Origin of the sequence: Paenibacillus profundus (genome assembly GCF_021369635.1) — a bacterium.
In the GTDB taxonomy this organism is placed as follows: domain Bacteria; phylum Bacillota; class Bacilli; order Paenibacillales; family Paenibacillaceae; genus Paenibacillus_B; species Paenibacillus_B profundus.
In genome coordinates this window covers 1-24817 of the sequence record NZ_JAJNBZ010000046.1, presented here as the reverse complement: position 1 = coordinate 24817, position 24817 = coordinate 1, and the positions used below count along the sequence as shown (strand labels likewise).

At 45.9% G+C, this 24817-nt stretch carries 19 protein-coding genes and 1 pseudogene; 16 read left to right on the top strand and 4 right to left on the bottom strand.

The window, feature by feature from the left end:
• The first annotated feature begins 137 nt into the window (after window positions 1–137).
• The 10 genes from LQV63_RS28725 to LQV63_RS28680 all read left to right on the top strand — a co-directional run bounded on the left by LQV63_RS28725 (window position 138) and on the right by LQV63_RS28680 (window position 11425).
• On the top strand, window positions 138–1640 hold the full coding sequence (locus LQV63_RS28725; protein WP_019424414.1) for an SLC13 family permease: 1503 nt from the start codon (window positions 138–140) through the stop codon (window positions 1638–1640).
• 40 nt (window positions 1641–1680) lie between these two features.
• Window positions 1681–2922, top strand: coding sequence for a 2,3-bisphosphoglycerate-independent phosphoglycerate mutase (apgM, locus tag LQV63_RS28720; protein ID WP_233699277.1), 1242 nt, complete (start codon window positions 1681–1683; stop codon window positions 2920–2922).
• A 279-nt stretch (window positions 2923–3201) separates the two neighbouring features.
• On the top strand, window positions 3202–6312 hold the full coding sequence (locus LQV63_RS28715) for a hybrid sensor histidine kinase/response regulator (protein WP_233699276.1): 3111 nt from the start codon (window positions 3202–3204) through the stop codon (window positions 6310–6312).
• A gap of 40 nt (window positions 6313–6352) precedes the next feature.
• Entirely contained in the window at window positions 6353–6871 is a 519-nt protein-coding gene (locus tag LQV63_RS28710) for a GNAT family N-acetyltransferase (protein ID WP_019424417.1), read from the top strand.
• Window positions 6872–7052: 181 nt separating this feature from the next.
• A complete protein-coding gene (locus LQV63_RS28705; protein ID WP_233699275.1) occupies window positions 7053–7733 on the top strand; it encodes a cobyrinic acid a,c-diamide synthase in 681 nt (226 codons plus the stop codon).
• A gap of 129 nt (window positions 7734–7862) precedes the next feature.
• Complete coding sequence (locus tag LQV63_RS28700) at window positions 7863–8360, top strand: flavodoxin (RefSeq protein ID WP_233699274.1); 498 nt, start codon at window positions 7863–7865, stop codon at window positions 8358–8360.
• Window positions 8361–8655: 295 nt separating this feature from the next.
• Window positions 8656–9210, top strand: a complete 555-nt coding sequence (locus LQV63_RS28695) for a GNAT family N-acetyltransferase (RefSeq protein ID WP_233699273.1) — start codon at window positions 8656–8658, stop codon at window positions 9208–9210.
• 120 nt (window positions 9211–9330) lie between these two features.
• A complete protein-coding gene (locus LQV63_RS28690; RefSeq protein WP_233699272.1) occupies window positions 9331–10620 on the top strand; it encodes an alpha-L-fucosidase in 1290 nt (429 codons plus the stop codon).
• A gap of 310 nt (window positions 10621–10930) precedes the next feature.
• Window positions 10931–11200 carry a hypothetical protein gene (locus LQV63_RS28685; RefSeq protein WP_233699271.1) on the top strand — a complete coding sequence of 90 codons (270 nt, stop codon included), beginning with the start codon at window positions 10931–10933 and terminating at the stop codon, window positions 11198–11200.
• Window positions 11201–11287: 87 nt separating this feature from the next.
• Window positions 11288–11425, top strand: a complete 138-nt coding sequence (locus LQV63_RS28680) for a hypothetical protein (RefSeq protein ID WP_233699270.1) — start codon at window positions 11288–11290, stop codon at window positions 11423–11425.
• A 310-nt stretch (window positions 11426–11735) separates the two neighbouring features.
• Here the strand turns inward: LQV63_RS28680 and LQV63_RS28675 are convergent, their stop codons facing one another.
• The 3 genes from LQV63_RS28675 to LQV63_RS28665 all read right to left on the bottom strand — a co-directional run bounded on the left by LQV63_RS28675 (window position 11736) and on the right by LQV63_RS28665 (window position 15932).
• On the bottom strand, window positions 11736–12647 hold the full coding sequence (locus tag LQV63_RS28675; RefSeq protein WP_233699269.1) for a transposase: 912 nt from the start codon (window positions 12645–12647) through the stop codon (window positions 11736–11738).
• A gap of 487 nt (window positions 12648–13134) precedes the next feature.
• The gene (locus LQV63_RS28670; RefSeq protein WP_233699268.1) at window positions 13135–14799 is read right to left on the bottom strand and encodes an ABC transporter substrate-binding protein; all 1665 of its coding nucleotides are present in this window, start codon (window positions 14797–14799) and stop codon (window positions 13135–13137) included.
• A 128-nt stretch (window positions 14800–14927) separates the two neighbouring features.
• On the bottom strand, window positions 14928–15932 hold the full coding sequence (locus tag LQV63_RS28665) for an ABC transporter substrate-binding protein (protein ID WP_233699267.1): 1005 nt from the start codon (window positions 15930–15932) through the stop codon (window positions 14928–14930).
• A 588-nt stretch (window positions 15933–16520) separates the two neighbouring features.
• Here LQV63_RS28665 and LQV63_RS28660 point away from each other — a divergent pair.
• The 6 genes from LQV63_RS28660 to LQV63_RS28635 all read left to right on the top strand — a co-directional run bounded on the left by LQV63_RS28660 (window position 16521) and on the right by LQV63_RS28635 (window position 24285).
• Window positions 16521–17057: a GNAT family N-acetyltransferase gene (locus tag LQV63_RS28660; RefSeq protein WP_233699266.1), complete on the top strand. Its 537-nt coding sequence runs from the start codon at window positions 16521–16523 to the stop codon at window positions 17055–17057.
• A 754-nt stretch (window positions 17058–17811) separates the two neighbouring features.
• Window positions 17812–19143: a sugar phosphate nucleotidyltransferase gene (locus LQV63_RS28655; protein WP_233699265.1), complete on the top strand. Its 1332-nt coding sequence runs from the start codon at window positions 17812–17814 to the stop codon at window positions 19141–19143.
• Window positions 19144–19168: 25 nt separating this feature from the next.
• The gene (locus LQV63_RS28650) at window positions 19169–21280 is read left to right on the top strand and encodes a glycosyltransferase family 2 protein (RefSeq protein WP_233699264.1); all 2112 of its coding nucleotides are present in this window, start codon (window positions 19169–19171) and stop codon (window positions 21278–21280) included.
• A gap of 2 nt (window positions 21281–21282) precedes the next feature.
• Window positions 21283–22941, top strand: coding sequence for a hypothetical protein (locus tag LQV63_RS28645; RefSeq protein ID WP_233699263.1), 1659 nt, complete (start codon window positions 21283–21285; stop codon window positions 22939–22941).
• The gene (locus LQV63_RS28640) at window positions 22931–23911 is read left to right on the top strand and encodes a glycosyltransferase family 2 protein (protein WP_233699262.1); all 981 of its coding nucleotides are present in this window, start codon (window positions 22931–22933) and stop codon (window positions 23909–23911) included. The genes LQV63_RS28645 and LQV63_RS28640 overlap by 11 nt, the downstream gene beginning before the upstream one ends.
• The gene (locus LQV63_RS28635) at window positions 23896–24285 is read left to right on the top strand and encodes a GtrA family protein (protein ID WP_233699261.1); all 390 of its coding nucleotides are present in this window, start codon (window positions 23896–23898) and stop codon (window positions 24283–24285) included. The genes LQV63_RS28640 and LQV63_RS28635 overlap by 16 nt, the downstream gene beginning before the upstream one ends.
• A gap of 249 nt (window positions 24286–24534) precedes the next feature.
• On the opposite strand, the pseudogene LQV63_RS28630 reads toward LQV63_RS28635, so the two are convergent.
• Window positions 24535–24817 (bottom strand): annotated as a pseudogene (locus LQV63_RS28630) (hypothetical protein); the annotation flags it as partial.

Sequence of the window (24817 nt, the reverse complement as noted above, 5' to 3'; positions counted from 1 at the left end):
CGTGAGCCTCATCCTCCTACGTACCATCTATAAGGCAATGTTATGAATACTATTATACAATCAAATTGTCTTATAATTATAGTCTTCGCTATAATGAAAACGCAATCATTTCTTTATCATCTTGGGAGGATTATTTAATGACTACTAAGCCATTAAAATCAGGCGGCAATTCCACGGAACCAAACAAACCAGAGGCGGGTGGTAAGAAAGGTCGTTTTGAAGCGTTATTTAAGAAAGTCGGGATTCCGCTTGCGGTCATTGTGTTTCTCGTACTGATGTTCATGCCAACGCCCGCAGGCATGGAACCGCAGGCTCAAAAAGCGGTTGCGATCTTCGCCAGTGCACTTATACTATGGGTTAGCGGCGCATTGCCTATTTACTTAACCTCCATGATCGCCATTATTATTTTGAGCTTATCCGGCACAGCCGAAGAAAAGACGGCATTTGGGACGCTTGGATTTGATGTCATTTGGCTCATGGTCTCCGCGTTTATTCTCACTTCTGCCATGATTAAGTCTAATTTGGCGCGGAGATTCGCATTATGGATGGTAACCAAATTCGGACAGACGCCAAAGAAAACATTACTTGTCTTAATTTTCATCAACTTTGCCCTCGCGTTCTTCGTTCCATCTACGACAGCACGCGCAACGTTAATGGTTCCGATCTGTTTAATTTTGTTAGAGATTTATAAAGCAACACCGGGTAAAAGCAATTTCGGCAAATTAATGATGCTGCAAGGTGTTCAAGCCGATGCGATTGCCACTTCCGGCGTCATGACTGCGACAGCTGCGAACATCATTGCCGTTGGTTTTATTAATGAGCAAGCCGGAGGCTCGATCGGATATATGGATTGGTTAGCAGCCTCCATGCCAACCGCCATCATTACCATGTTGCTTACATTCTTCGTTGGTTTAAGGCTCTTCTCTTTTAAAGGGGAAGCGGAGTTCGAAGGCGCGATGTCAAAACTTAAAGAAGAATTAAAGAAGCTGGAGAAATTCTCACTTGATGAGAAAAAAGCAATGACAATCTTCTTATTTACTGTTTTGTTATGGGCAACGGAAGATTATCACAAGGCCTTGTTTGGCTTTGAAATTAGTGTATACATGACGGCGGTCATTGCAGGTGTGCTTTGTTTGCTTCCAAGAATCGGATTGCTTACCTGGAAGGAAGCTAACATTAAGTGGGATCTGATGATTTTTGCAGCAGGCGCTTACGCCGTCGGGAATGCGCTTGAGAAATCGAAAGGCGCGGAATGGATGATCAATAAAGTCGTCTATGGTCTGGGTCTGGAACAAATGAATCATATGCTCGTCTATGTTGTTGTTATATTCATCAGCATGTACAGTCACTTAATTTTCACGAGCAAGACCGTACGGACAACGATCCTTATTCCCGCTTTTATCGCACTTGCCAAAACGTTAGGCATGGACCCTGTTACCCTGGCGTTAGCTTCGGCCATGACTTTAACCTATACGATCACTTTGCCGCCACATTCGAAAGTAAATACGATTTATTTTTCCACTGGATATTTCAGTGTATTTGATCAAGTGAAATATGCAGTCGTTACCTGCTTTATCGGTGCTGCAGTCATTAGTCTCTCCGTATTTACGTGGTTCCAAATTCTTGGATATCGATTATAAGACACATTGCTAGACTAGCAAATGATAGAGGAGTGCGTGTATGCTATACAGAAAAGTAATTATGGCGATTGCGGATGGATCAGGAGATCGTCCGCATCCGCTGCTAGGTCATAAAACACCGTTGGAATATGCTCATACTCCAAATTTAGATCGGTTAGCCTCGGAAGGAATAACCGGTATGATGGACTTAATCGGGTCGGGAATTCCAGTTGGCACCGATATGGGACATATGATATTATTCGGGTTTCAACCGGAGCATTATCCGGGCCGCGGACCCATTGAAGCGCTGGGAATCGGTATGGAAGTCCAGCCCGGAGATGTCGTACTTCGCTGCAACTTTGCTACGATCAATGATGAGGGGATTGTCCTGGACCGTCGTGCCGGGCGAATTCGCGAGAATACGGCCGGGCTTGCCGAAGCGCTTAATGGCATGGAAATTATCGAAGGCATCCGTGCTTATTTCAAGCCAGCAACGGAACATCGGGCCGTACTTGTTATACGTGGCAATGGTCTTAGCGATCAGATCAGCGATTCTGACCCGAAAGCCCCGAACGATGGGAAGGCCTATCTTCCCGTTGAAGCACGGGACGATACGGTGGAAGCGAAGCGGACCGCTACTGCAGTCAACCTGTTTCTTAAGCAAGCCCATTCGATTCTTGCATCGCATCCGATTAATCGAGAGCGTATTGCGCAAGGACATCCACCTGCGAATTTCATTCTCACCCGAGGTGCTGGACGAATGGCGCAATTGGAACCCATTGCTGCGAATATGCATTTCCGCGGCAGCTGCATCGCTGCGGAAAGCACGGTTCTTGGGGCAGCCAAATTGGCTGGATATAACGCGGTCACCGACGTAAAGCTGACCGGCAGCTTAGATACCGACGTTGAATTAAAAGCGAAACTTGCGCTCGAGCAAATTGCTGATCATGATATCGTCTACGTTCATCTCAAGGCTCCGGATTTAATGGGGCATGATAATGAACCTTTTAAAAAGGCACGATCTCTTGAACAGTTTGATCGTATGGTTGGGTTAATCGCGAATCATTTGCCCGAAGATGTATATTTGGCTTTGGCCGCGGATCATTCAACACCATGTGAGGTTAAGGAGCACACGGGCGAACCGGTTCCGGTAGTGATATACGGTCCCAGTATCCGAAAAGATCGGGTAACGTCTTATAATGAAATAGACTGCGCTTATGGCGCATTAGGCCGCATGTCAGGTTCTGAGTTCGTGAGGACCTTGCATGGTCTGATGGGATATGTGAAGAAACAAGGAAATTAATGCTGAAAACTGGATAGGAACGGGCACAACCACTGTCAGCGCTTTAAGGCCTATGGTGGTTGTTTTTTTGGCAAAAGGCGCATGAACTACCCGCGGTAAACAACCGTGCATGAAGATTGTCAGGCTGAGCTCCGCACTAGGGTTGACAATTCGTCATTATTAGCCCAAAATCGATTCGTCATGAACTGAATTTGGTTTTGAATCAGACCACAATGATAACGATGATGACGGCTCATCGACTTCGATAGGGGGATGCAGGATTATGCCGAGTTATAAGGTATGATGTCGAATCGTAAATTATTTTTTATTGCAGGACTATTGCTAGCCGCGCTTACAGGCCTGCGCTTCGTTTGGCTATCTTTTCAGCTGCCCCCGGAACACCCGCTAGCGGCTCAAGGCGTGTTGGATTTGCGCGATTGGGAATTTGAAAATCAACGTTCTATCGCGTTGAATGGCGAGTGGGAATTTTATCCGGGCAGGTTTTTGGAGCAAAATGATGCCGAAGCATTTTCACTTCCATCGCAATCTTACGTTAAAGTTCCGGGAGATTGGCGCTCTTCTGTGTCAGACAAGGGCGATTCTTCCTATGGTTATGGCACGTACAGACTGCGTATTCTAACGGGGGGCCGTTTGAACCAACCTTACGGATTTTGGATTCGTAACATCCAGACTTCCTCGATGCTATTCATGAATGGACAATTGCTGGCCAAGTTCGGCTCGCCTGCGGAGCAAGCCGAGAATTATAAGCCCAAAGCCAACTCATATACCGTTTCGTACATAGCAGGGGAGCAGCGAGAAATTGAAATTATCGTACATGCAACCAACTTCGACAATCCCTTAAAAGGAGGCATTGTCCAGTCGATCCGATTCGGATCGCAAGCGGCCATCGACACCGAGTGGATGTACTCGATAGGTTTTCAACTGGTTACCTTTATTATTTTGCTGTTGCACGGCCTGTATGCGGGTATTATGTACGTTTTCAACAGGCGGCAGCAGGTATTCAGTTGTCTGTTTTTGTTACTCGTATGTTCAGCATTGTCTGTTGCTGCAGACGACAGTACTTTGCTGCTCATCTGGCTGCCGATTAACTACACGTGGGCAGTCAAAATTAAATGGTTGGCGTATCTGGGCATATCGCTGTTCATGTTGAAGCTGACAACAAGCCTGATTCCCGAACATGAAATCAATAAATCGTTTCGTTGGTTTTATGTCCCGCTCGGATTGTACACTGCGTTTATTTTCTTTTCGCCGGTACAGTATGTGATCTACAGCGGATGGTTATTCCTGTTCTTTTATCTTTTTCCTGTCTTGGCAGTTCTATATGTGATAGGTAAAATGCTGTTGAAAAATTACATCGACATCGTATTTTTGTTAATGGCGGCTGTCAGCTTAACATCCAGCATCATTTGGGGAATCGTGCAGACTTTCAATTGGGTCGACATGACCTTCTATCCATGGGATATCTTTGCAGGAATCATTGGTTTTTCGGCTTTTTGGTTCAAAAGGTATTATCGCCATGCCGAGCAAAACGCCAAGCTTACCGCGCGGCTTCTGCGAGCGGACAAGCTGAAGGATGAATTTCTAGCAAATACTTCGCACGAGCTGAGAACTCCGCTTCACGGCATCATTAACATTGCACACACCATCGCGGCTAATGAGCGGCACTCGATGAATGAAAAGAGCCGCAAAGATTTTGAACTGCTCATTACGATAAGCCGGCGAATGTCGCAAATGCTGAACGATTTGCTCGACTTGTCGCGGCTTAATGAGAAAAGGATCGTGCTCCAACCGGCTGATCTGCGCGTGCAATCGGTCGCTTCGGGGGTTGTGGACATGCTCGGATTTATGACGGAAGGCAAGCCGATTCGGTTCAGCATGGATATACCGGAATCGTTCCCCCATGTTATGGCCGATGAGAAAAGGCTTGTTCAAATTCTGTTCAACCTGCTGCATAACGCAGTTAAATTTACGGAAGAGGGTACCATTTCCATTTCAGCCGAAACAAAGGGCGGCCGAGCGGTCATTCATGTATCGGATACAGGGATTGGGATGGATGAGGACACGCAAAGCCGAGTTTTTCAGCCTTATGAGCAAGGAATGCCCGGAATTGGCACCGGTGGAGGTATCGGGCTCGGACTGAGCATCTGCAAGCAACTGGTGGAATTGCATGGCGGGAAGCTGACGGTTCGCTCGACACCGGGCGAAGGCTCGGAATTCACTTTTACGCTTCCGTTGTCCAACGAGTCCCTCCGTCGCGAGGAAGCGGCAGCAATGGTCCCGGAATTAGATGACTCTGACGAGGTACTAGTCTTGCATAACGCAGCCACACCTGAACTATGGTCCGTCCTGCCGGATACTAGCCAAAGTACCGCAACAGACACAATGAAAATATTGGCTGTTGATGATGATCCCGTTAATTTGAAGGTCTTATGCAACATTTTGTCTACGGAACAGTATGATATCGGGACAGCGGTATCCGGGAGAGAAGCCGTCGGGATGCTGGATGCCGAGCAATGGGATCTGATAATTGCAGACGTCATGATGCCTCATATGTCCGGGTATGAATTGGCTCGGATTGTGCGGGAGCGATTCTCGATTGCCGAGCTGCCGATTTTACTGCTGACGGCACGGAATCAGCCGGAAGACGTGTATTCCGGATTTTTGTCAGGCGCCAACGATTATGTCACCAAACCGGTCGACGCTTTGGAATTGAAATACCGCGTCCGGGCATTAGCCACGTTGAAGCAGTCTGTCAGTGAACGTCTGCGTATCGAAGCTGCTTATCTGCAAGCTCAAATTCAACCTCACTTTTTGTTCAACACGTTGAACTCGATTATGGCGTTAAGCACTATAGATACGGACAAAATGCAAAAGCTGGTCGAAGCTTTTAGCTCTTTTCTGCGAATCAGCTTCGACTTCTGGAACTCGGAACAGCTTGTTCCGCTCGAGCACGAGCTTGAACTCGTCCGTTCGTATCTGTACATCGAGAAGGAACGATTTGAGGATAGATTACATATTGTCTGGGAGGTAGAACTGGACATCCGGTTGCAATTGCCTCCCCTCACCATCCAGCCGCTCGTCGAAAATGCCGTCAAACACGGAATTCTAAGCCAACGCAAAGGCGGAACCGTTCGTATCCACATCACGGATGACAGCAATTGCTGGGCCTTTACGATATCGGATGACGGTGCAGGCATGGACGAGGAAAAGGTGCGAAATTTGCTGGACAGCACGCAACGCAGCGATAGAGGAATCGGATTGCTAAATACGGATCGGAGGTTAAAGCAACTGTATGGCAAAGGCTTGTCCATTGCAAGCAAACCCGGGGAAGGAACTTCGATCTCGTTCATTATTCCCAAGCCAGGGAAGGACCCGCTTTTTTTGCAATGAATACATCCTTAAGCATCATTAAGGCAGGTGAATGTTAAAGGTGACAACCTTGAATGAAACTGGTTCTAATCTTGTGATCAAACGAGCGAATGCCGATCACGTTGGCATTTTACAAGAGCTCTATGTTGAAGCTGCCCGCTGGAGAGTCGCAAGAGGCATTAAGCTGTGGAGTGAGCACACTTTCACAAAAGAATATATAGAGAACTTCATGCAAGAAAAAGAAGTGTTTGTAGCCTTAGCGGGTCAGACCGGAATCGGATGTTTTTCGATCCAATGGAACGACAAACCGATATGGCAAGAGCTAGATAATGAGGAATCAGGTTACTTGCACCGGTTGGTGGTAAGCAGAACATACAGCGGGATGAGGATGGGACACAAGCTATTGGAATGGGCTGAGCAATATGTAAGAAGGGAAGGAAAGCGATTTTTCAGATTGGACTGCATGACCGAAAATACAGGACTGAATCAATATTATAAGGAGGCTGGATTTGTTTTTCAAAAAACTGTCGTTGGAGAAGGCTGGAGCGCAAATTTATATGAAAAGCAGCTGATGTTGTGAGGCTGGTTCAGATGTTTCCCGAGGGATTATAGACACAGGCAGCAGTCCGCCTGTGTTTTTTGCTGTGTAAACCCGGATTGAGTTTTCGGGTTGAAAGCTATGTGTGGATTGTAATAAAATAGAACTATTAATAATAATGATAATCATTATCATATAAATCGAACAGCTAAGGAGGAAGCCCATGTTATTGCCGAGAAAACCGGTATGTAAGGAGCGGTTAAGTGACGATGAATTAGAACGGTTTGTCCGCTGCCGACGTTGTTATTTTCGCAAGTGCCGGAATTCTCACGAATCGAGCTGGATAAATGCAGCTCAAGCATCTGTCAATAAGATCGTGCATGCGTATTATGCCCGTGCCCCTGAGATAAGAACACCGGCTTCCGTCATTCACGATGTAGATAGGTATTGGACACAAGAATGGGAGCGATTCCAATCGGAACAACATTACGTTCTAATCAAACGTTCGGTATCTTACAATTTGAGTGAATATTTGACAAGTGAATCCTCCGGTCAGTCGCTGCTGCTGTTGGGGGAGACTCTTACCGTTCAAGCTGCGGAATTGGGAGCAACCCTGTCAATGACACTGCAAATGGCTGAGTGCTCGGACGCGTCCTTCGTCGTTCGAAAATATGTTATCGCTGATGAGCCGCAAGTGTTTAAAGCTTTTATTCATCTTGCCATCGTATTCGCTCATGAAGCTTTTCACAGGTTGCCAGAAAAAATTGAAGTGTGCTCTCTGCTGAATGGCGCAGCCTACACCGTCCATCCGCAAGCGGAACATTATCGTTCTTCGGTTGACTTTTTGCGCCTTATGCTTGGCGTTATGAGTGAAGGGCCGCTCAGCAGCAATTTATATCACTGAATGGGGTTAATTTTAGGATTGCGTAATTGCATTACATAAGATAAAGTTTGAATATATGATGATAATGATTATCAATATCAAATAAAGCGCCATGTGATCATTGGCGGGAAAATGAAGGGTGGAATGATGATGCCAAAGATCATTTTGATTTTTGCCAGCATGAGCGGGAATACCGAAGAGATGGCCGATGCGATTGCGAAAGGGGTTCGTGAGGCAGAAGGGAACCTGACCGTGATGGACGTTATGGATGCATACGCGGCCGACCTGACAGATTACGACGGAATATTGTTGGGTGCCTATACTTGGGGGGATGGGGAACTGCCGAACGAATTCCTTGATTTTTACGATGAAATGGAAGAGCTCGATCTGTCTGGCAAGAAAGCGGCTGTGTTCGGCTCATGCGATTCAAGCTACCCGGAGGTTGGCAAAGCGGTTGATATTCTCATCGATAGGCTGCGGGAATTGGGAGGTGACATCGTTCAAGATGGCTTGAAAGTAGAGCTGACTCCCTCCGCCTCTGACAAACAATTGTGCAGAGAATTCGGACGGACTTTCGCGAACAGCGTCGTCGATGGCGCCTTGCAGGCGGGCAATTTGAGCGGAGCGGTTCCTTTTGGCAATCACTGAAAGCTGTGAAAAATAACCGCATATACGATCTGGATGGGGACTACTTCTGGCCTTACGATCCGATTGCGGTGAAAAACCAAGTAGAAAAAGTCGCCGAGATGCTCGTGGAGGAAGCAAAAAGTAAACTGAACCACATCATTATTTTTCGAGGAGTCTTCTGTTCAGGAACAGAAGGCTCTTTTTGCTGTTCAAAAGAATACATAATAAACCTACTCATAAGAAGGAATAATATAGTAAAATATTTCTGATCTGAACTAACAATTACATGCGACACAAAGCATGAAGGAGGTTGAACATGAAGCTTGAGTTAGTCACTTCAAGATTAAAGCTAACATCCATTGATGAATCTAAAGCGATCCAAGTGTTGGATTATGTGCAACGAAATAAGGAATTTTTAAAGGAATGGGAAATTCTCAGAGCTCCCGATTACTATACGCTGGAAGCGCAAAAGAACCTTATTCATCAAGACATTCAACAAATGGAAAGAGGACAGTTAGTTAGAGTATGGATGTATAAATTAGATGAGCTTGAAAGAATAATTGGCTCTATTACACTGAGCAATATTGTAAAAGGAGGCTTCCTATCCTGTTATTTAGGTTATCGAATCGACGAACAAGAGAGAAACAAAGGTTATATGACCGAGGGAATCAAACATATGATTGAATTTGCGTTCAACATCTTGCAGCTGCATCGAATTGAAGCCAATATCATGCCCAGAAATACGGCGTCTATAAAAGTAGTTCAAAAGCTTGGATTCCATAATGAAGGCGCAGCAAAGAAATATTTGAAGATAAATGGGAAATGGGAAGATCATATCCACATGGTTCTCCTTAATGACGAGATGGAGTAGAAGCAGGCGGAATGATTGTGAATAATCGCCAATGTTCTAATGAAAACGGTTTTTTCTATTGACATTATTGCTCGGACATAAGAAAGTAAAGCTAGAACATACTCAAGGAGGACACACAACATGGTGCAACAGTGGTTTGAAGAAGCGAAGTTAGGCATTTTCATTCATTACGGTATTTATGCGGTCAATGGGATAGCAGAATCTTGGTCTTTCTATAACGGAAGAATATCTCACAAAGATTACATGAAGCAATTAGATGGCTTTACAGCCAAGAACTTCGATGCAGACAAATGGGCCGATCTGATTGAAAAGTCAGGGGCACAATACGCCGTGTTAACAACAAAGCACCATGATGGCGTAGCTCTATGGGATACCCAATATTCCGACTTAAACGTCGTGAAAAAGACGCCTGCCAAAAAAGACCTGATAAAAGAGTATGCCGAAGCGATAACCAAAAAAGGGATTAAGCTGGGGATGTACTACTCTTTAATTGATTGGTCACATCCAGACTATCCGAGTGTATATGAGGGCGGCAAGGTGCCGGAGGATCTGAGCAAGGTCAATAAATTCTCCAGTCCAGTAGACGGCGTTCAAGACGAGGAGAAATGGAAACGGTTCCTTGAATTTAACAACAATCAATTAAAAGAACTGTTAACCAACTATGGAAAAGTAGATTTGCTGTGGTTTGACGGTGACTGGGAAAGAAGCGCCGAACAGTGGAATCTACCGGAATTCAAGCACTATCTTCAATCGTTCAATCCAGAGATTATTATCAACTCACGACTTCAAGGTCATGGAGACTATAAAACTCCGGAGCAGGGGATACCGATAACACGACCGGAAGGCCCATGGGAATTCTGCACGACCATCAATAGCTCCTGGGGATATCAACCGGCAGATAACGAATATAAATCGTTGAAACAAATCATTCGAATGTTCTGTGACTGCATCACGATGGGCGGCAACATGCTGCTGGATATCGGACCTATGGAAGATGGCACGGTAGATAAGAGACAAGAAGATATTTTATTAGGGCTTGGCAAATGGATTAGTACTCATGAAGAAGCGGTATTTGGAACAACCGAGGGGATTCATACACGATACTACTTAGGCGGCAGTACGGTATCTAAAGATAAACAGTCACTTTATCTATTTGTATACGACGATCCTAAAGAGTGCGTCTGCTTGAAAGGGTTATCGAACAAAATCAAGAAAATTACAGTGCTTCACTCTGGCAAAGAGCTTACCCATGAAATTCATGGTGGCGTGCCTTGGTTCAACATTCCAGGAACAACTTGGATTCATATGACACCAGAAGATGCACATGAACATGTAACCGTTCTGAAGCTTGAACTTGAAGGTGAACTCGATATGTACGGAGGTTCCGGTGCAGTAGTAACACATAACTAAGCAAGGACAACTAAAAAGTATAAAGTGAGACTTCATGGTAGATCGCTATCATGAAGTCTTTCTATGCCGGGGGTAGCGGGCAATATTATTCTGGGCAAGAATTGAGAATTGAAAGAGAGCCTTCCCGGAAAGGAATTTGTATAAAAGCAAGAGTAGAGATGTCGTTATGAACGCGAAGAGATGGCATTGTTCCGCATCGTTCAATGGTCAATGCTCTTAGCTCCATTCTCCCACACAGTCAGGAGGGGATAGCGTTGAGAACAAGCTGCATGCAGTTGCATATACCAACACATATATATAGCGGCAATTCATGATAGATAGCGATGTACTAGAGTTGTTCTTGGACGTCCGCCTTCTGATGGAACGAGAGAATGAAGCAATGCAGCAGTTGAAACGATTCAGAACAGCGCTGTCCCGTTCGGTGAAAGGACAGACGTTTGCTTTCCTGCGGGTATCGGCTGATTGCATCAGTGTGTATCTGGAATATACGGGGTCTGTATTATACCGGAATTTGGGCATGGAGCCGCATCCGCTTGTCAGCCAATTGACAGGTAAAACCGAGAAAAGGAGTGTACCATAGGAAAGGCTCTCCGAGCTGGATGCTGATCATCTGTTCTTCACATTTGACAAGTGACATGACGTAGAGGATGGCGCGGAAAGAGCTCAATTGCTGGATCCTAGATGGCGTTCGCTTCCGGCTGTGCGCAATCACCGCGTGTATGAGATTGACTTCTTGACGTGGATGAACAATGGCGTCATTGCCAATGGCAAGAAGATTGACGATGTGTTGCGTGTGTTAGCTTAGCAAGGAGAAAGGGGGAACGACGAATCATGTTCAAGATAGGAGCTTTTCTTTTAATGCTTAGTTCCACTATCCCCTTAGTTCAGAAACTACATAAGGTGGTATAGGATGTACCGTCCGTACTTATTTTTTCACTTTCGATATGTATAGCCAGAAGACTGTGCCTGAAAATAATCATTTCCAAAAAAAATTTTCAACATACAGAGCGGCGTAGCAAAAACGGCAGCCGAAAAATGCTGGAACAGAGCAGATTAATAATGTGTGAATACGCCTTCGAAATAATAGTTCGCAAGGTGCAGCGCAATCAACTTGGTCATGCCGCTGTCGTAGCGCCTAAAACTAAGGGGGCGTCATTTCGGTCGTAAGAAGCAGCCCAGGCAGGGGAAAGCACGGCCACGCATAAGCACAATAGTTGCTCCCAAGCGGACGTATGATGGAGAGAGCTATTGAATCGAAAGCAAAATTCATCCAGGTATGCCTGAAGATATTTAGCGCCTATCCCGTGAAAGGTGTCGTTCATCCAATGCCATGCCCTTTTGAAGGATTGATATAAGGGGTTTTTGCGGCGAACCCGACAGTTGTGTCGGGTGATGGATGTCTCGGTAGCCGTCTTGGCAACATGCAATTCGGCGAATTGATCACAGTCGGAACGAAGCAGCAGCTTGTCGGAGAGGCGAGTCGGCTCGACAAGCTTCATCTTAAGTTCACCCGTTTGTCCGTCTAGTGTGACAGATTCGGCGACGATTAGCGGGCATTCCCGCGGGTTGAGCTGTCTTGATGGATGGCTGCCATAGAAGGCCACGAACCCATGAACCACCCCTGCCAGCGGCCGATCGGTGTCGGCGCGGCTAATTGAAGCCCGGATCTTACGCAGCATCAACCAGGCAGTTTTGTATGTCACCTGAATAATCGAGCTAAGCCGGACGGCGTTGATGCCGATATCGGAACGGGAGACAAGCCAGAATGTTGTGAGCCACTTCTGTAAAGACGTGCGGCTGCCTTCCATGACCGTGCCGACGATGAGAGATGTCTGATGGCGGCAAGCGCGGCACTCGTACAGTGGAAGCCTGCGTGTTCGGATGACGTAGGCATGGGCATGCTGACAGCGTGGGCAGACAAAGCCCTTTGGCCACTTCAGCTTATATAGAAAAGAGACGCAAGAAGATTCGGAATGAAACTGACGCTGTAACTCTTCCAATGTATCAATAGATTGCAATGCTTCCATGAAGACATCCTCCTCGCAATGTGGTTTATAGACCTAAATATGGAACAAATGTTCTTATATTCATTATATAGAACTAACGTTCGCATTTCAAGCTACTATTAAAATTTATTCGCATGCAGGGGGGATGGTATGCTGTTCTGAATGGCGGGGAGAGTGAAGCAAAGGAGTAGGTGAAGTATAATCTCTTGTAGGAGCAAAGATATCGATAATCGCTTCTGCCGGCAATTTTCAATGTAAAATTTTGTGGATACGAGAAATTCAGCCCTTATCATTAGAGGAATTGAGAAGCGATTTTCATTTTACTGCGCCGCAGTCCTATATCAATGTGGACACGAAATCGGGTTTAAAGGAAGAGTTAATGAAGAGGCTGCAGGCCTTTTATCAAGCTCATCGTTAAGTAGGCTTTCAGCTTACCAAGAGCAGCTTCGAGCGCACAAGGGCATCTCTCTGGATGCCCCTGTCGAGGATACTGTAAATAACCTGTTTTCTATGGAGTTCTGCGCAGCAAATTAGGAAGCATATCGAGGACCTTCTCTCTTATTAATGCATCTCCATAGTTCCACTCATTTGCTTCAACGATATACACATAACCATTTTTCACAGCGGGGAGATTGTGCCAGAGCGAGTCATTCATCAAGTCCATTGCCGCTTGCCGGGACACCGCATTCTCAGGTAGCAGCATGAAGATCCGATCACCAGCATAAGCAGGTAAGCTCGCTGTCGGGATTTCCATGAATCCATCGCCCGAGTCTAGCACCTTCTGAATCTTATCTGCTGGCTGAAAGCCAAGCGGGTGGTACAGCGAGGAAGAAAATCCGCTTGTCCCCATAACAAACAGGCGCTTACCATGATCAAAGATGAACACGGATGCCGTTTCCCCAGGACTCAGCTCAGAGCGAAGCTGCTTCCACATGGCGACGGCTTTAGCATGATAGACATTCAGCCATTGTTCAGCCTCTTGTTTACGGTCGAGCCAATCGCCGAGCGTTTGCAGACGCTGGTCGAGCGGCGCAAAGGAGTTAAACGTTACGGTAGGGGCGATTTTCGAGATTTTTTGATATTGGGTTTCGTCGGCGTTTGAGAAGATTATCAAATCTGGTTTTAGCGCGATTAATTTGTCAAAATTCATCGGGAAACCTACATCCTGCACGTTGCGGACCCGATCTTCAAATAAGGATTGAGCGATGCAAGAGTACCCTCCGCCGATTGCTTCAACGCCAAGAGCGAGCAAGTCACCAAACGTTTCACTATGGAAGATGATACGTTTGGGCTGAGCGGGAATGGCGACCTCATGGCCGGTCCAATCTTTGACGCGAACGCTGTGGCGCATGGCGATGGCATATTGTCTGGGAGTGACACCAGTCGTTTGACGAAAACGGCGATTGAAGTAATATTCGTCTGTAAAACCGACCCGATGGGCGATCTCGCGCAGTGGCTCTTCTGAACACAGCAACCATTCTTTGGAACGGTTAATGCGCAGCTCGGTTAAGTAGTCAAGCGGCTTTTTGCCAGTTAATTTATGGAAAATAGGAGTGTACTGCCAAAGAGGCACGTTTGCTAATTGTGCAAGCTGTTTGACCGTTATTTTGTGCATGAAATTGTTCTGCAAATATTGAATGGTGTTCTCAACCGACAGGGCCGAAATAAACGACTGATCCGAAAAACGCAAGTTATGCTCGAACAATAAGCCCATCAGCTCTTGAAAACGAAGGTGCTGCTGAAAGCATTCAATATCAGAGATGTTGTGTTTGTTGGCATATAACCCTTCTATCAGTCGAATGAATCGTGCAAAGGGATACACTGCAAATTCATAGCGTCCCGGAATAATGTCTTCTGCATATGTCTCATGCCGAGGATTCCCGACTCGGATGACGGCAAACGTAATTTGATAAAAACGGAGGGGAGTGTTTGCTTCATTTTTAATTTGAAGTGCTGCTCCGGGTGAGAGCATATAGTATTTGTCGGCCGACAAATGATACTGCTCGTTATTAATATGCAAGCTGCCTTTTCCGTGAGTAAATATGTAGAGAGTATGTAGCTCAGCCGTTTGTTCATCAGATTTCCATCCGACTGGCCGGATATCTAAATGAATGTCTGACAGGTGAAAAAGCAGGGAGCGGAGTGGAACGGAAGTCGATTTGTGATGAACCATCTATGTGCCTCCTCTCGCAATTGAGAATTATTATCAATTGAATTCTATTGTATAAAAAACAAAGAAGCTTTTCAATGACAGCTTGAAAAGCTTCCTGATCCGTTCTATTCATCAAGCGTGACAAAAACTTATTTTTTCAGCATTCGCGGCAATTCCTCCAACAACCATTCTCTTGTGGATGCATCACTGCTTGCTTTAATAATATTGATAGTATAGACATGACCTTTCTTAACAGCAGGCAGGTCGAGCCAGATTTTGCTCTTTATTAATTCCTCTGTCGATTGTTGCGCCTCTTCATCGACTGCGTTAAGAATGAAAATCCGATCTCCGGCATATTCCGGCAGAAGTTCTGCGGAGATCTGCTCAAATCCTTTATTGGCGTCCAGCACATCCTGAATCATACCGGCAGGCTGGAAGCCATTCGGATCATACAATACTTGTGAAAGCCCCGTTCGTGCCATGACAAACAGCCGATCGCCAGGATAATAAGTAAAGACAGAAGCCGTCTCTCCCGGTTCTATTTCCTCCTCATGAAGCTGCTTCCACATGGATTCGGCTTTGGTATGGTATTCAGTAAGCCAATTTTCCGCTTGCTGTTTCTTCCCAAGCAGATCTCCCAGTAATGGCATGCGTTCTTCCAATGGTGCGAAAGTATCGAACATTACCGTAGGAGCGATTTTGACAAGCTGTTCGTATTCCTTCTCATCTGTATTCCCCGTAATGATCAGGTCTGGATTAAGTCCTAGCGCTTTTTCTAAATTGATCGGAAAGCCGATATCCTCCGTATTTTTCACCTGCTCTTCAAATACATAATCTTTTATAAATCCGCCTCCGACAGCATTTACATCAAGAGCCACCAAATCTCCGAACGTCTCACCGACAAAAATGACGCGCTGTGGTGAAGTGGAGATCTCCACTTCATGACCTTTATAATCTGTAAACTTGCGTGTACTCGACGCCGTTTCTTTGCCGGCTTGTCCCGCAGCGGTGGAGGCACCGTTCTGAGTAGTATTCACGTCGTTAGTTCCCACAGCGTTGGATGGTTCATCCAAATCACGGCTGCAAGCCAAAAGAATAGTCCCCATTAGTGCAATTATGCATAAAACAGCAGTGATTCTTCTTGCTTGTTTCATTATTTTGCTTCCCCCAATAACATTATATAGTAAAGAGATAATGATTCTTATTATCACAATGTCCATAATAAGGGAGTGCACAGTGTTACTCAATGGACAAACAAAATTGCATTTGCTTTTATTTTGTACAAAGAGGAGCAGCAGTCATGTGGGCGATGCATGAATATGAGAAGAGCCTTCTCTGACCGTTTATATTGAAATTGATAAAGACGGAGTTGCGCCTTTGATGAGATAGAGCGGCGCGAAGAGCAAGCTTCGGAACCAGTATTGAAAGTAAATCACTCATGCAATGTGTATGGCATAACAATTGAACAGTTTGGAGAAATAATAGATTTTATAGACAACCAAATCATCTCGTATATCCATGTGTTAAAGAACGATAATCAGCTAATGTCGTTCATCGACGAATCAATCAAGGAAAGACGCTATTACCTCGAACGATCCGACCTTAGCGAATACATAGAACTCACTTTTCTTGATGAAAAAGAGGAACTTCTCGCGGCTTTAAATAAGAAGTTTGAGAAGCAATGTGAAACTGACAGAGTTGACACATCTATTCAATTCTAACTATAAAGCGAGGATTACAATATGGAACTAGTAGGAAAACGAGTGAAGTTACGATTAATGGAAGAAACAGATGCAGAAGGGTTATTTTATTTAATAGAAGAAAACCGAGAATTATGGACATATATGGTTAGGAAGTTGGCCGATTTAGAGGATATGAAAAAGATAGTAGCGGAAGCAATTGAAGATTATAAAGGGGGGCAAAGTATGCCTAATCTTGAAGACTATCAAGGTCAATACGTAAAAGTAATAACTGCTGATTCCGATTGGTTCATATGTGAATTACAAAGTAAGGACGAACATGGGTATAGAATAGAGATTGTAATTACAAAAAGAAGGCAAATATACAAATGGAATAATGACAATCAGAATGATCTAATCGATCTAATTAAATGCAGAGAAGAAATAGAGAAACAAGTGCAGGATGGAATAAGAATGACAATCCAATATGTTCCTGATATTGTTAACGCTTATTTATCAGCAGATAATTTACCCAGTAAGGTAGAGTTAGGACATCAAACAGCTGCAAATAAGCCTAAACCCATGACACCTGAAGAGTAGCAAAGGAAGCGGTTGGCCTTGCTTCTTGAACTTGCGGGCGAGGGCTCGCATTTTTACATAGGTCAGCTAGTTGAAATTACGCACACCAGTCGGGCTATAATGCCATGCGGTCCTTTTATCCTTGAAGAGAAGTGGCAGGCAAGGAGGTAGGGGATCTTTTGCCTTATCCGTTGGATTCTGTCCAATGAAACAGAGACGTATATCGTCTTGCGGCCGGTTTCATTGGAAATGATCCAATGGTTTGGCACTCCCTCCGCACCGAACGCCGCCAAACAGCCGGATCCATTGTACAAAATATAGCCTGCATGCCGGTACTCCGTTTCATCCACACATTCTGCTGCATGTTTTCCAATGGAGCTTACGTCACCCGCAGAAATGATCGCGAAAAACAATGCAGTTCTACTTATATGGCTCATACCATGCATGGCCTACATCTGTTTTATGCGTTTATCTGTATTGAGCAGTCCAATGCCACTCTTTCCGTTAACCTCACTGTCCCCCAGTATCAGTCCTGCCTTTGTCTCGTCCATATATACGCTGTCATCTGAACTCGAAATATCGGTTTCCAAATGTCTCATAACGCATTGTGTTCCAGTGGAAATTACCACTTCATGACGTGGATTCTGATTCAATATTCCCTTGTTCAGAAAATGTTCAGTAATAGGCGCTAAGATAGTCTTAGTCGAAAAGACCTAATTATTTACAAATCGTTCGTTTAGTCGACAAAGATTGTAGGATGGGAGAAGGCTAGGAGATGAAATTAGTTTTGTTATCCGGCGGCAGCGGGAAACGGTTGTGGCCGTTATCCAATGATAGCCGTTCCAAGCAATTTATTAGAGTGAATCATTCGAATGAGGAAAATGATCAAATGCGTTTTTCCATGCTGCAAAAAGTATGGAAGCAGATTAAAAAGGCGGGCTTACAGCAATCAGCCGTTATTGCGGCCGGTCGGGGACAGCAAGAATTGCTTCTCACCCAACTTGATCAAGATGTGCCGCTTGTTCTGGAGCCAGAGCGTCGCGATACGTTTCCAGCGATTGCATTGGCGTGCACTTATTTACAAGGCGTGCTGAATACAGCAGAGGACGAAGTTATCGTGGTGATGCCTGTCGATGTTGATGTTGATGACGATTATTTTGCCGAGCTGCGCGCACTTGCGAACGGGTTGGCCCATGCCGAGGACAACTTGGCTTTAATGGGCATACAACCTTCCTATCCTGCCGAGAAATATGGCTACATTATCCCGGTACCTGATCCGTGCATGCAACAATCATTACGCAAAGTTCAGCGTTTCATTGAGAAGCCGCCCGCTGCGGAAGCAGAAAAGTGGATTAAGCATGGCGCTCTATGGAATTGCGGTGTATTCGCGTTTCGCTTGTCATATGTGCTGCGCATTTTGGAACAGAACGGATGGCCGACTTCATACGAAGACTTAATCGCTCAATACGAACGGTTGCCGCAAAATAGCTTTGACTATGAAGTGGTAGAGAAAGAGAAGAAAATCTCTGTCAAGCCGTTTGCAGGCCGGTGGAACGATCTGGGTACTTGGAACGAATGGACGGAACAAATGAAAGAACCGATGTATGGAAAGGGATATGTCAGCAAGGATTGCCTCAATACGCATGTAATCAATGAGCTTAATATCCCCGTTGTTGCCCTAGGGATAACCGATGCGGTAATTGTGGCTTCTCCAGATGGGATTCTCATCACAGATAAAGCAGCAAGCACTGGGCTGAAGCAAGTTGTCCAGACGCTATCGATGCCCCCCATGTATAAGGAAGCGTTATATGGCTGGTATACGATTCTGCATTTGGGAGAACCGATGGGGGAACACGGCTCGGTGACGAAACGAGTCCATATGTATGCGGGTAAACAGATGAGCGATCAGAAGCAAGATCAGCGGAGTGAACTGTGGACGCTTATCCGCGGGGAAGCGAAGGTCAGTATTGACGGCAAACGCTTCACGGCCAGAGCGGGTGATGCGATTCAAATTCCTCCCGGATCGAACCATAGCATCAAAGCGATAACCGCGGTCGATCTGATTGTTATTCAAATCGAAATGCGTGATCATAACGTGGCTTTTTGAACAACATCGAGAAAGGTGCAATAGAATGAAGAGCATTCAAGATGAGCAGGTGGAGCAGAATGAATTGCAGACACCTCAACCTTCAAGAAGGATTGGGGAGCTGCTCGTGAGCGAAGGTTGGATTACGAACGAGCAACTTCGCAACGCGGTTGAACGGCAGCAGCAATATGGAGGCAGACTGGGTGACGTCGTGTCAGAACTCTATGACGTCAGTCCACACACTATCCAGCAGCTGACGGAGCGCAACCAGAGCAAGGGACGGATTGGTGAAATGCTTGTACAGTCCGGAGCGATCACGGAGAAGCAACTCGAACAAGCGCTTGAGTTCCAAAGAAAAAGCGGGGGTAAATTGGGTGACATCTTGTTATCACTCAAGTTCGTTGAACCGGACAGGCTCTACCGCGAGATTGCCACCCAACAGCAGATCGGGCGGATTGGCAAGGAATTTTCCTTTGAGCACGAAGCGAGATTACCTGAGGCGACAGCGCGAGCTTATGACGCGATTATGATCAATAAAATGCCGAATCGTTATCTTATTGCCGTTGGTGCGCCTCTGACAGAAGCGAAAATCGTCGACTTGGAAGCGATTGTGGAGGCGCCGATTGAGCAGGTGCTCGCGACACGCAAAGAAATGGAGGATTTCTGGAAGGCTGTATACGAACCGGAATTGATGCAGGCAAGCACGGCTAAGTTGATCGAGGAGAATCCGGGGAACTCGGCGCATATTACATTCACGACGCCGCAACTGTGGGGACTCTGCTTGCTTGCGGTGGTGATTATCGCGGGGCTGATCTGGAATTGGTTCGTTACGTTGATCGTATTGAATATCATCGTTCAAGTCGTTTATTTTGTCATGTCTGTGTTTAAGTTTGCGATTATTTTAAAAGGAACCAAAAGCACGGCGCAGCTTCGCTTTACGGAAGAAGAGGTGCTTGCGGTGGACGAGAAAGAACTCCCGATTTACACCATTCTGGTACCTATGTATAAAGAAAGTGAAGTCATCCCGCATCTGCTGGAGAACTTGGAACGGTTGGATTATCCGAAGGCTAAGCTGGATGTTCGCTTATTAATTGAAGAAGACGATATCGAGGCGCAGGAGCTTCTGCAAAACATGGATTTGCCAGCCTATTATACGGTTCTGATCGTACCGCACAGCTTGCCTAAAACCAAACCGAAGGCATGTAATTACGGCTTGATCCGCGCACGGGGAGAGTACGTGGTTATCTATGACGCGGAAGATCGACCGGATCCTGATCAATTGAAGAAAGTTATTCTCTCTTTCCAGCAGAGTCCGGAGCATGTTGTATGCATTCAAGCGAAATTGAATTATTTCAATAGTGATCAAAACATGTTGACGCGGTGGTTTACTCATGAATACAGCATGTGGTTTGAACTTCTGCTGCCGGGAATTATGCGGCTTAATTATCCTATTCCGTTAGGTGGAACTTCGAATCATTTCAAAACAGCAGTATTAAAGGAGCTGAATGCATGGGATCCATATAACGTGACGGAAGATGCTGACCTTGGCATCCGGCTATACAAAGAGGGCTATATGACCGTGGTTGTCGATTCGCGAACCTGGGAGGAAGCCAATAGCCGCGTGGGTAATTGGATTAGGCAGCGTTCGCGTTGGATTAAGGGATACATGCAGACGTGGCTTGTCCATATGCGCAACCCGGTTCAATTATGGAAGGAAATCGGTCCCAAAGGTTTTTTTGGCTTTCAAGCCTTGGTTGCGTCAACTCCGATTCTCCCGCTGATCAATCCGATCTTCTGGACGTTGCTCATTCTCTGGTATGGGTGGGAAATGGAGTTCGTGCCGAAGTTTTTTCCAGGCATCATTTATTACATGGCTGCGATTCAATTTATAATCGGAAATTTCTTGTTCGTTCTTAGTAATGTGGCAGGCGTATATTGGGTGATTGAGGAACTTGAGCGTAAAAAAGAGCGCATCTTTTCATACGGGATTGTCAAATACGCCTTGCTGACGCCGCTCTATTGGGTGTTGATGAGTGCGGCCGCATATAAAGCGCTGTGGCAGCTCATTACGAAACCATTCTACTGGGAAAAAACGACACACGGTTTAACGGGAGCGCCATCCGCTCCTGCGGAAGCAACAATAGAGAGGGGCGTGTAAGCATGTCGGAAGTTTCCATACCTTATTTCAAGAGAGAACGATCGACTGCAGCGGCGGAAGAACATAAGTCACGCTCCTTGTATTGGGCAATATTTGCTGTTGTATGGGTAACTGAATTCATCGTCGGCTACTATGTCAGCCATAAGATCGGTTATATGCATACCGACGCCATAAGCAGGGTAGCTAACGCGTTCTACGTGCTATATAGCGGTGATCCGCACTTGGGAGCGATCGGGTTTATTTGGAACCCGTTGCCGAGTCTGGTCGAAATCATTTTTTTAGTGTTTTATCCGTTATTTCCTGCGTTAGCCTCGTCAGGCTTAGCGGGCGTGCTTATGTCCAGCCTGTTCGCCGGGTTTACAGCCTCTCTGCTTGTGCGAGCGGGTGACTATCACGGGATTTCACGCTGGGTAAGCGTAGGTATCAGTTTATTGTTTGCTTTTAATCCCTTTATGTTTTTGTTTGGCATGAACGGACTAAGTGATGCTCCCTTTATCTTTTTCACGATGCATGCGGTCATTCATTTGACTTATTGGATGAAGGATCGGCATGTTGGCAATTTGCTAAAGCTCTCTTTGTCGCTGGCACTGGCGTTTTGGACACGGTACGAAGCGGTACCTTTCGCGATTGGCGTAGGCTTAGTCGTCGTGCTTGCCCTGCTCTATCGCTTGAAAAAAAATAAAGCGGAGAAACAAACTCCGGCGAAGGATAAGTATCAGCAAGCGGAAAGCGCGTTAACTCTCGTCTGGTCGCCGATTGTCTATTCTGGTTTGCTATGGGTGTTCCTGAACTACATCATCATGGGGAACCCGTTCTATTTCTTGAACTCTGAGTATTCCAATGTGGAGCAATCTGCGGTGTTGGCAACGGATCTCAAGTTTCAGCATCTGATTGGTCATCCATGGAATAGCTTCGTGTTCGTATTGGGTAAAATGCTGTACTTCTCGATCCCATTGTTCGGTGTGGTGTTGCTTCGCATCGTCAACCGCAGATGGCAGATATGGGAATTAGTAGGTTTATTGGGTATGGTCTCCTCGATCGTGGCTTTACAATATTTACTGATAGTAAAGGGAACTTCATTTGGCTGGTTCCGATATTTTATGTATGTGTTCCCCATTACGGTGGCATGGCTTCCTTATGAGCTAAGTAAAGTGAGAAGGTCTTGGTTGAATAGTTCCATCATTCTTGCTTCGCTTATTCTGTCAGTGGTAGTTCTGACAGGTGCTTTGTTCAATCCTGAAGTTGCGCCAGACGAAAATAAAATGCTGCATGCCTATGAACATGCTGCGGAGATGGACGTCGATCGGCAAGTGGCACGATACTTGGACAGTGAATTAAATAAGGACACGATCCTAATGGATTCTTATTCGGCTTATAATGTTATTCTCAACAGTGACCAGCCAAGCCGATTTATCATTACAAGTGATGCTAACTTTCGAGAATCGCTGGATGATCCGCGAGCAAGCGGTGTCGATTACATTTTGAGTCCGAAACCGGACAGCAGCTCCGCATTAAGCGCCGATAACAGATTATACCCTCAGTTCTATGAACGCGGTGCGGAATGGTGTGAATTATACAAGGAATTTGGCAATGAGCATGGCGGGCGCTGGCGTATTTATAAAGTAAAGAAAAAAGCGGATGTGATAGAGCATGAATCCTGAAATAACAATCATTGTTCCCGTATATAACGAGGAAGCTAATATTGATGAAGCGCTCACTTTGATCCGCAGCCATATGCTGCAACTGGGCGAACGGTTCGAGATGCTAATTATCGATGACGGTTCAAAGGATCGGACATGGACGCGGATTGAAGCATGCTGTCGGCGCTTCGAAGAGTTGTCGGCGATCCGCTTGAGCCGGAATTTCGGCAAGGAGCTGGCGCTGTGCGCCGGCTTGGAGCAGGCAAACGGCAATGCCGTCATTGTCATGGACGCGGATTTGCAGCATCCGCCTGCTTTGTTTTCAGAAATGGTGCATAAGTGGCGGGTTGAGGGCTATGAAATTGTGGAATGTGTGAAACGAAGCCGCGGCAAGGAACCATTGCAAAAAAAGTGGGGATCAGCCTTGTTTTACTTGATGCTAAATCGCATGTCTGGTTTTGACCTGCACGGCGCTTCCGACTTTAAGCTGCTGGATAGGAAGGTCATCCAAGCATGGAGAGACATGCCCGAGAGGAACACCTTCTTCCGTGGGATGACCGCTTGGCTAGGCTTCAGCAGAGCACAGATTGAGTTCGAGGTTCCGGAACGGATTGGCAGTACGAGTCGTTGGGGCTTGGTGAGCTTGGTTAAGCTGGCCGTACAAGCGGTGACTTCATTCTCTTCATTGCCTCTACGATTCGTCAACTTTGCCGGCGCATTATTTCTATGCGGGGCTATTGTGTTGGGCGCACAAACCTTGTACCGTAAACTCGTTGGCGAAGCGGTAACAGGCTTTACAACTGTTATTTTGCTGCAATTGATGATCGGCAGTGTGATTATGGTTAGCTTGGGTATTGTCGGCGAGTATATATCCGCCATCTATAATGAAACGAAACATCGACCACGGTACGTTGTCAGAGAACGCATCACGGCTAAAATAACCGAAGAGACCGAAGAAATTGTGAATGAACTCATATGCGTACAAAAATAGTGAAGTATGGGGTAGTTGGCGTATTGGGCACGTTGTTACACTTTTCGGTACTGATCCTACTTGTCGAATGGTGGGGCTGCAATCCGATTATCAGTTCCGCCATCGGATTCATCATTGTACTGATCATCTCATTCTTCATGAACCAACGGTGGACATTTGGTACGCGAGGGATGGGCCGATCGGCGTTTATAAAGTATGCGATCGTCTCCGCAAACGGGCTGATCATGAATACAGCGATCGTGTTCGTTACGGTCGATTTGCTACATTGGTCATATTTGATTGGGCAACTTTGCGTCGTGGCTATCGTCCCGCCACTTAATTTTGTGTTGAATTATTATTGGACGTTTGATGAACAAGCGGTGGCACGTACGTGACTGTAAAAAACGCTGGTGTAACGCAATCGAATGGCCAAGACACTGCAGCGGATCGGTGCCAGAGGTTGGGGGGGGCTGAACGCCCCTCCCATTTGACACCATGTTCTTTTGTGGCGTACAAATCCGTTATGGTTGCTAACTTGATTGTTTATTTTGGTATTATAAAAGAAACAGTAGTTCCTTGATTCGGCTTGCTCTGAATGGTCAAACCATGGCCATATATTTGTTTCAAGCGTTTGTTTGTATAGATCAGTCCGATGCCCCTCTTTTTGTAAACCTGACTGTCCAGCAGATGTGCCACTGTTTTCTCTGAACCTCTGTCAATAGATTGGTAAGACGTCTTGAATCCAGAAAGATCCGCCGGCTCTGCTTGTCCATTTGTTCTTGGCGTTTGGCGCGGTTACTCTTCTTGCGCCGAGTCCATTCATAATAGCCGCTTCGAGATACTTGAAATACACTGCACATCTTCGCGACGCGGAGCTTGAAGCGATGATCATGGATAAAAGAATAGATCAGCGCCGGTCTTTTGCGA

Excerpts from the sequence above, each read along its gene's own strand:
- LQV63_RS28725 (WP_019424414.1), top strand. The coding sequence starts at position 138 with ATGACTACTAAGCCATTAAAATCAGGCGGCAATTCCACGGAACCAAAC.
- apgM (WP_233699277.1), top strand. The coding sequence starts at position 1,681 with ATGCTATACAGAAAAGTAATTATGGCGATTGCGGATGGATCAGGAGAT.
- LQV63_RS28715 (WP_233699276.1), top strand. The coding sequence starts at position 3,202 with ATGATGTCGAATCGTAAATTATTTTTTATTGCAGGACTATTGCTAGCC.
- LQV63_RS28705 (WP_233699275.1), top strand. The coding sequence starts at position 7,053 with ATGTTATTGCCGAGAAAACCGGTATGTAAGGAGCGGTTAAGTGACGAT.
- LQV63_RS28700 (WP_233699274.1), top strand. The coding sequence starts at position 7,863 with ATGCCAAAGATCATTTTGATTTTTGCCAGCATGAGCGGGAATACCGAA.
- LQV63_RS28695 (WP_233699273.1), top strand. The coding sequence starts at position 8,656 with ATGAAGCTTGAGTTAGTCACTTCAAGATTAAAGCTAACATCCATTGAT.
- LQV63_RS28690 (WP_233699272.1), top strand. The coding sequence starts at position 9,331 with ATGGTGCAACAGTGGTTTGAAGAAGCGAAGTTAGGCATTTTCATTCAT.
- LQV63_RS28685 (WP_233699271.1), top strand. The coding sequence starts at position 10,931 with ATGATAGATAGCGATGTACTAGAGTTGTTCTTGGACGTCCGCCTTCTG.
- LQV63_RS28675 (WP_233699269.1), bottom strand. The coding sequence starts at position 12,647 with ATGGAAGCATTGCAATCTATTGATACATTGGAAGAGTTACAGCGTCAG.
- LQV63_RS28670 (WP_233699268.1), bottom strand. The coding sequence starts at position 14,799 with ATGGTTCATCACAAATCGACTTCCGTTCCACTCCGCTCCCTGCTTTTT.
- LQV63_RS28665 (WP_233699267.1), bottom strand. The coding sequence starts at position 15,932 with ATGAAACAAGCAAGAAGAATCACTGCTGTTTTATGCATAATTGCACTA.
- LQV63_RS28660 (WP_233699266.1), top strand. The coding sequence starts at position 16,521 with ATGGAACTAGTAGGAAAACGAGTGAAGTTACGATTAATGGAAGAAACA.
- LQV63_RS28655 (WP_233699265.1), top strand. The coding sequence starts at position 17,812 with ATGAAATTAGTTTTGTTATCCGGCGGCAGCGGGAAACGGTTGTGGCCG.
- LQV63_RS28650 (WP_233699264.1), top strand. The coding sequence starts at position 19,169 with ATGAAGAGCATTCAAGATGAGCAGGTGGAGCAGAATGAATTGCAGACA.
- LQV63_RS28645 (WP_233699263.1), top strand. The coding sequence starts at position 21,283 with ATGTCGGAAGTTTCCATACCTTATTTCAAGAGAGAACGATCGACTGCA.
- LQV63_RS28640 (WP_233699262.1), top strand. The coding sequence starts at position 22,931 with ATGAATCCTGAAATAACAATCATTGTTCCCGTATATAACGAGGAAGCT.
- LQV63_RS28635 (WP_233699261.1), top strand. The coding sequence starts at position 23,896 with ATGCGTACAAAAATAGTGAAGTATGGGGTAGTTGGCGTATTGGGCACG.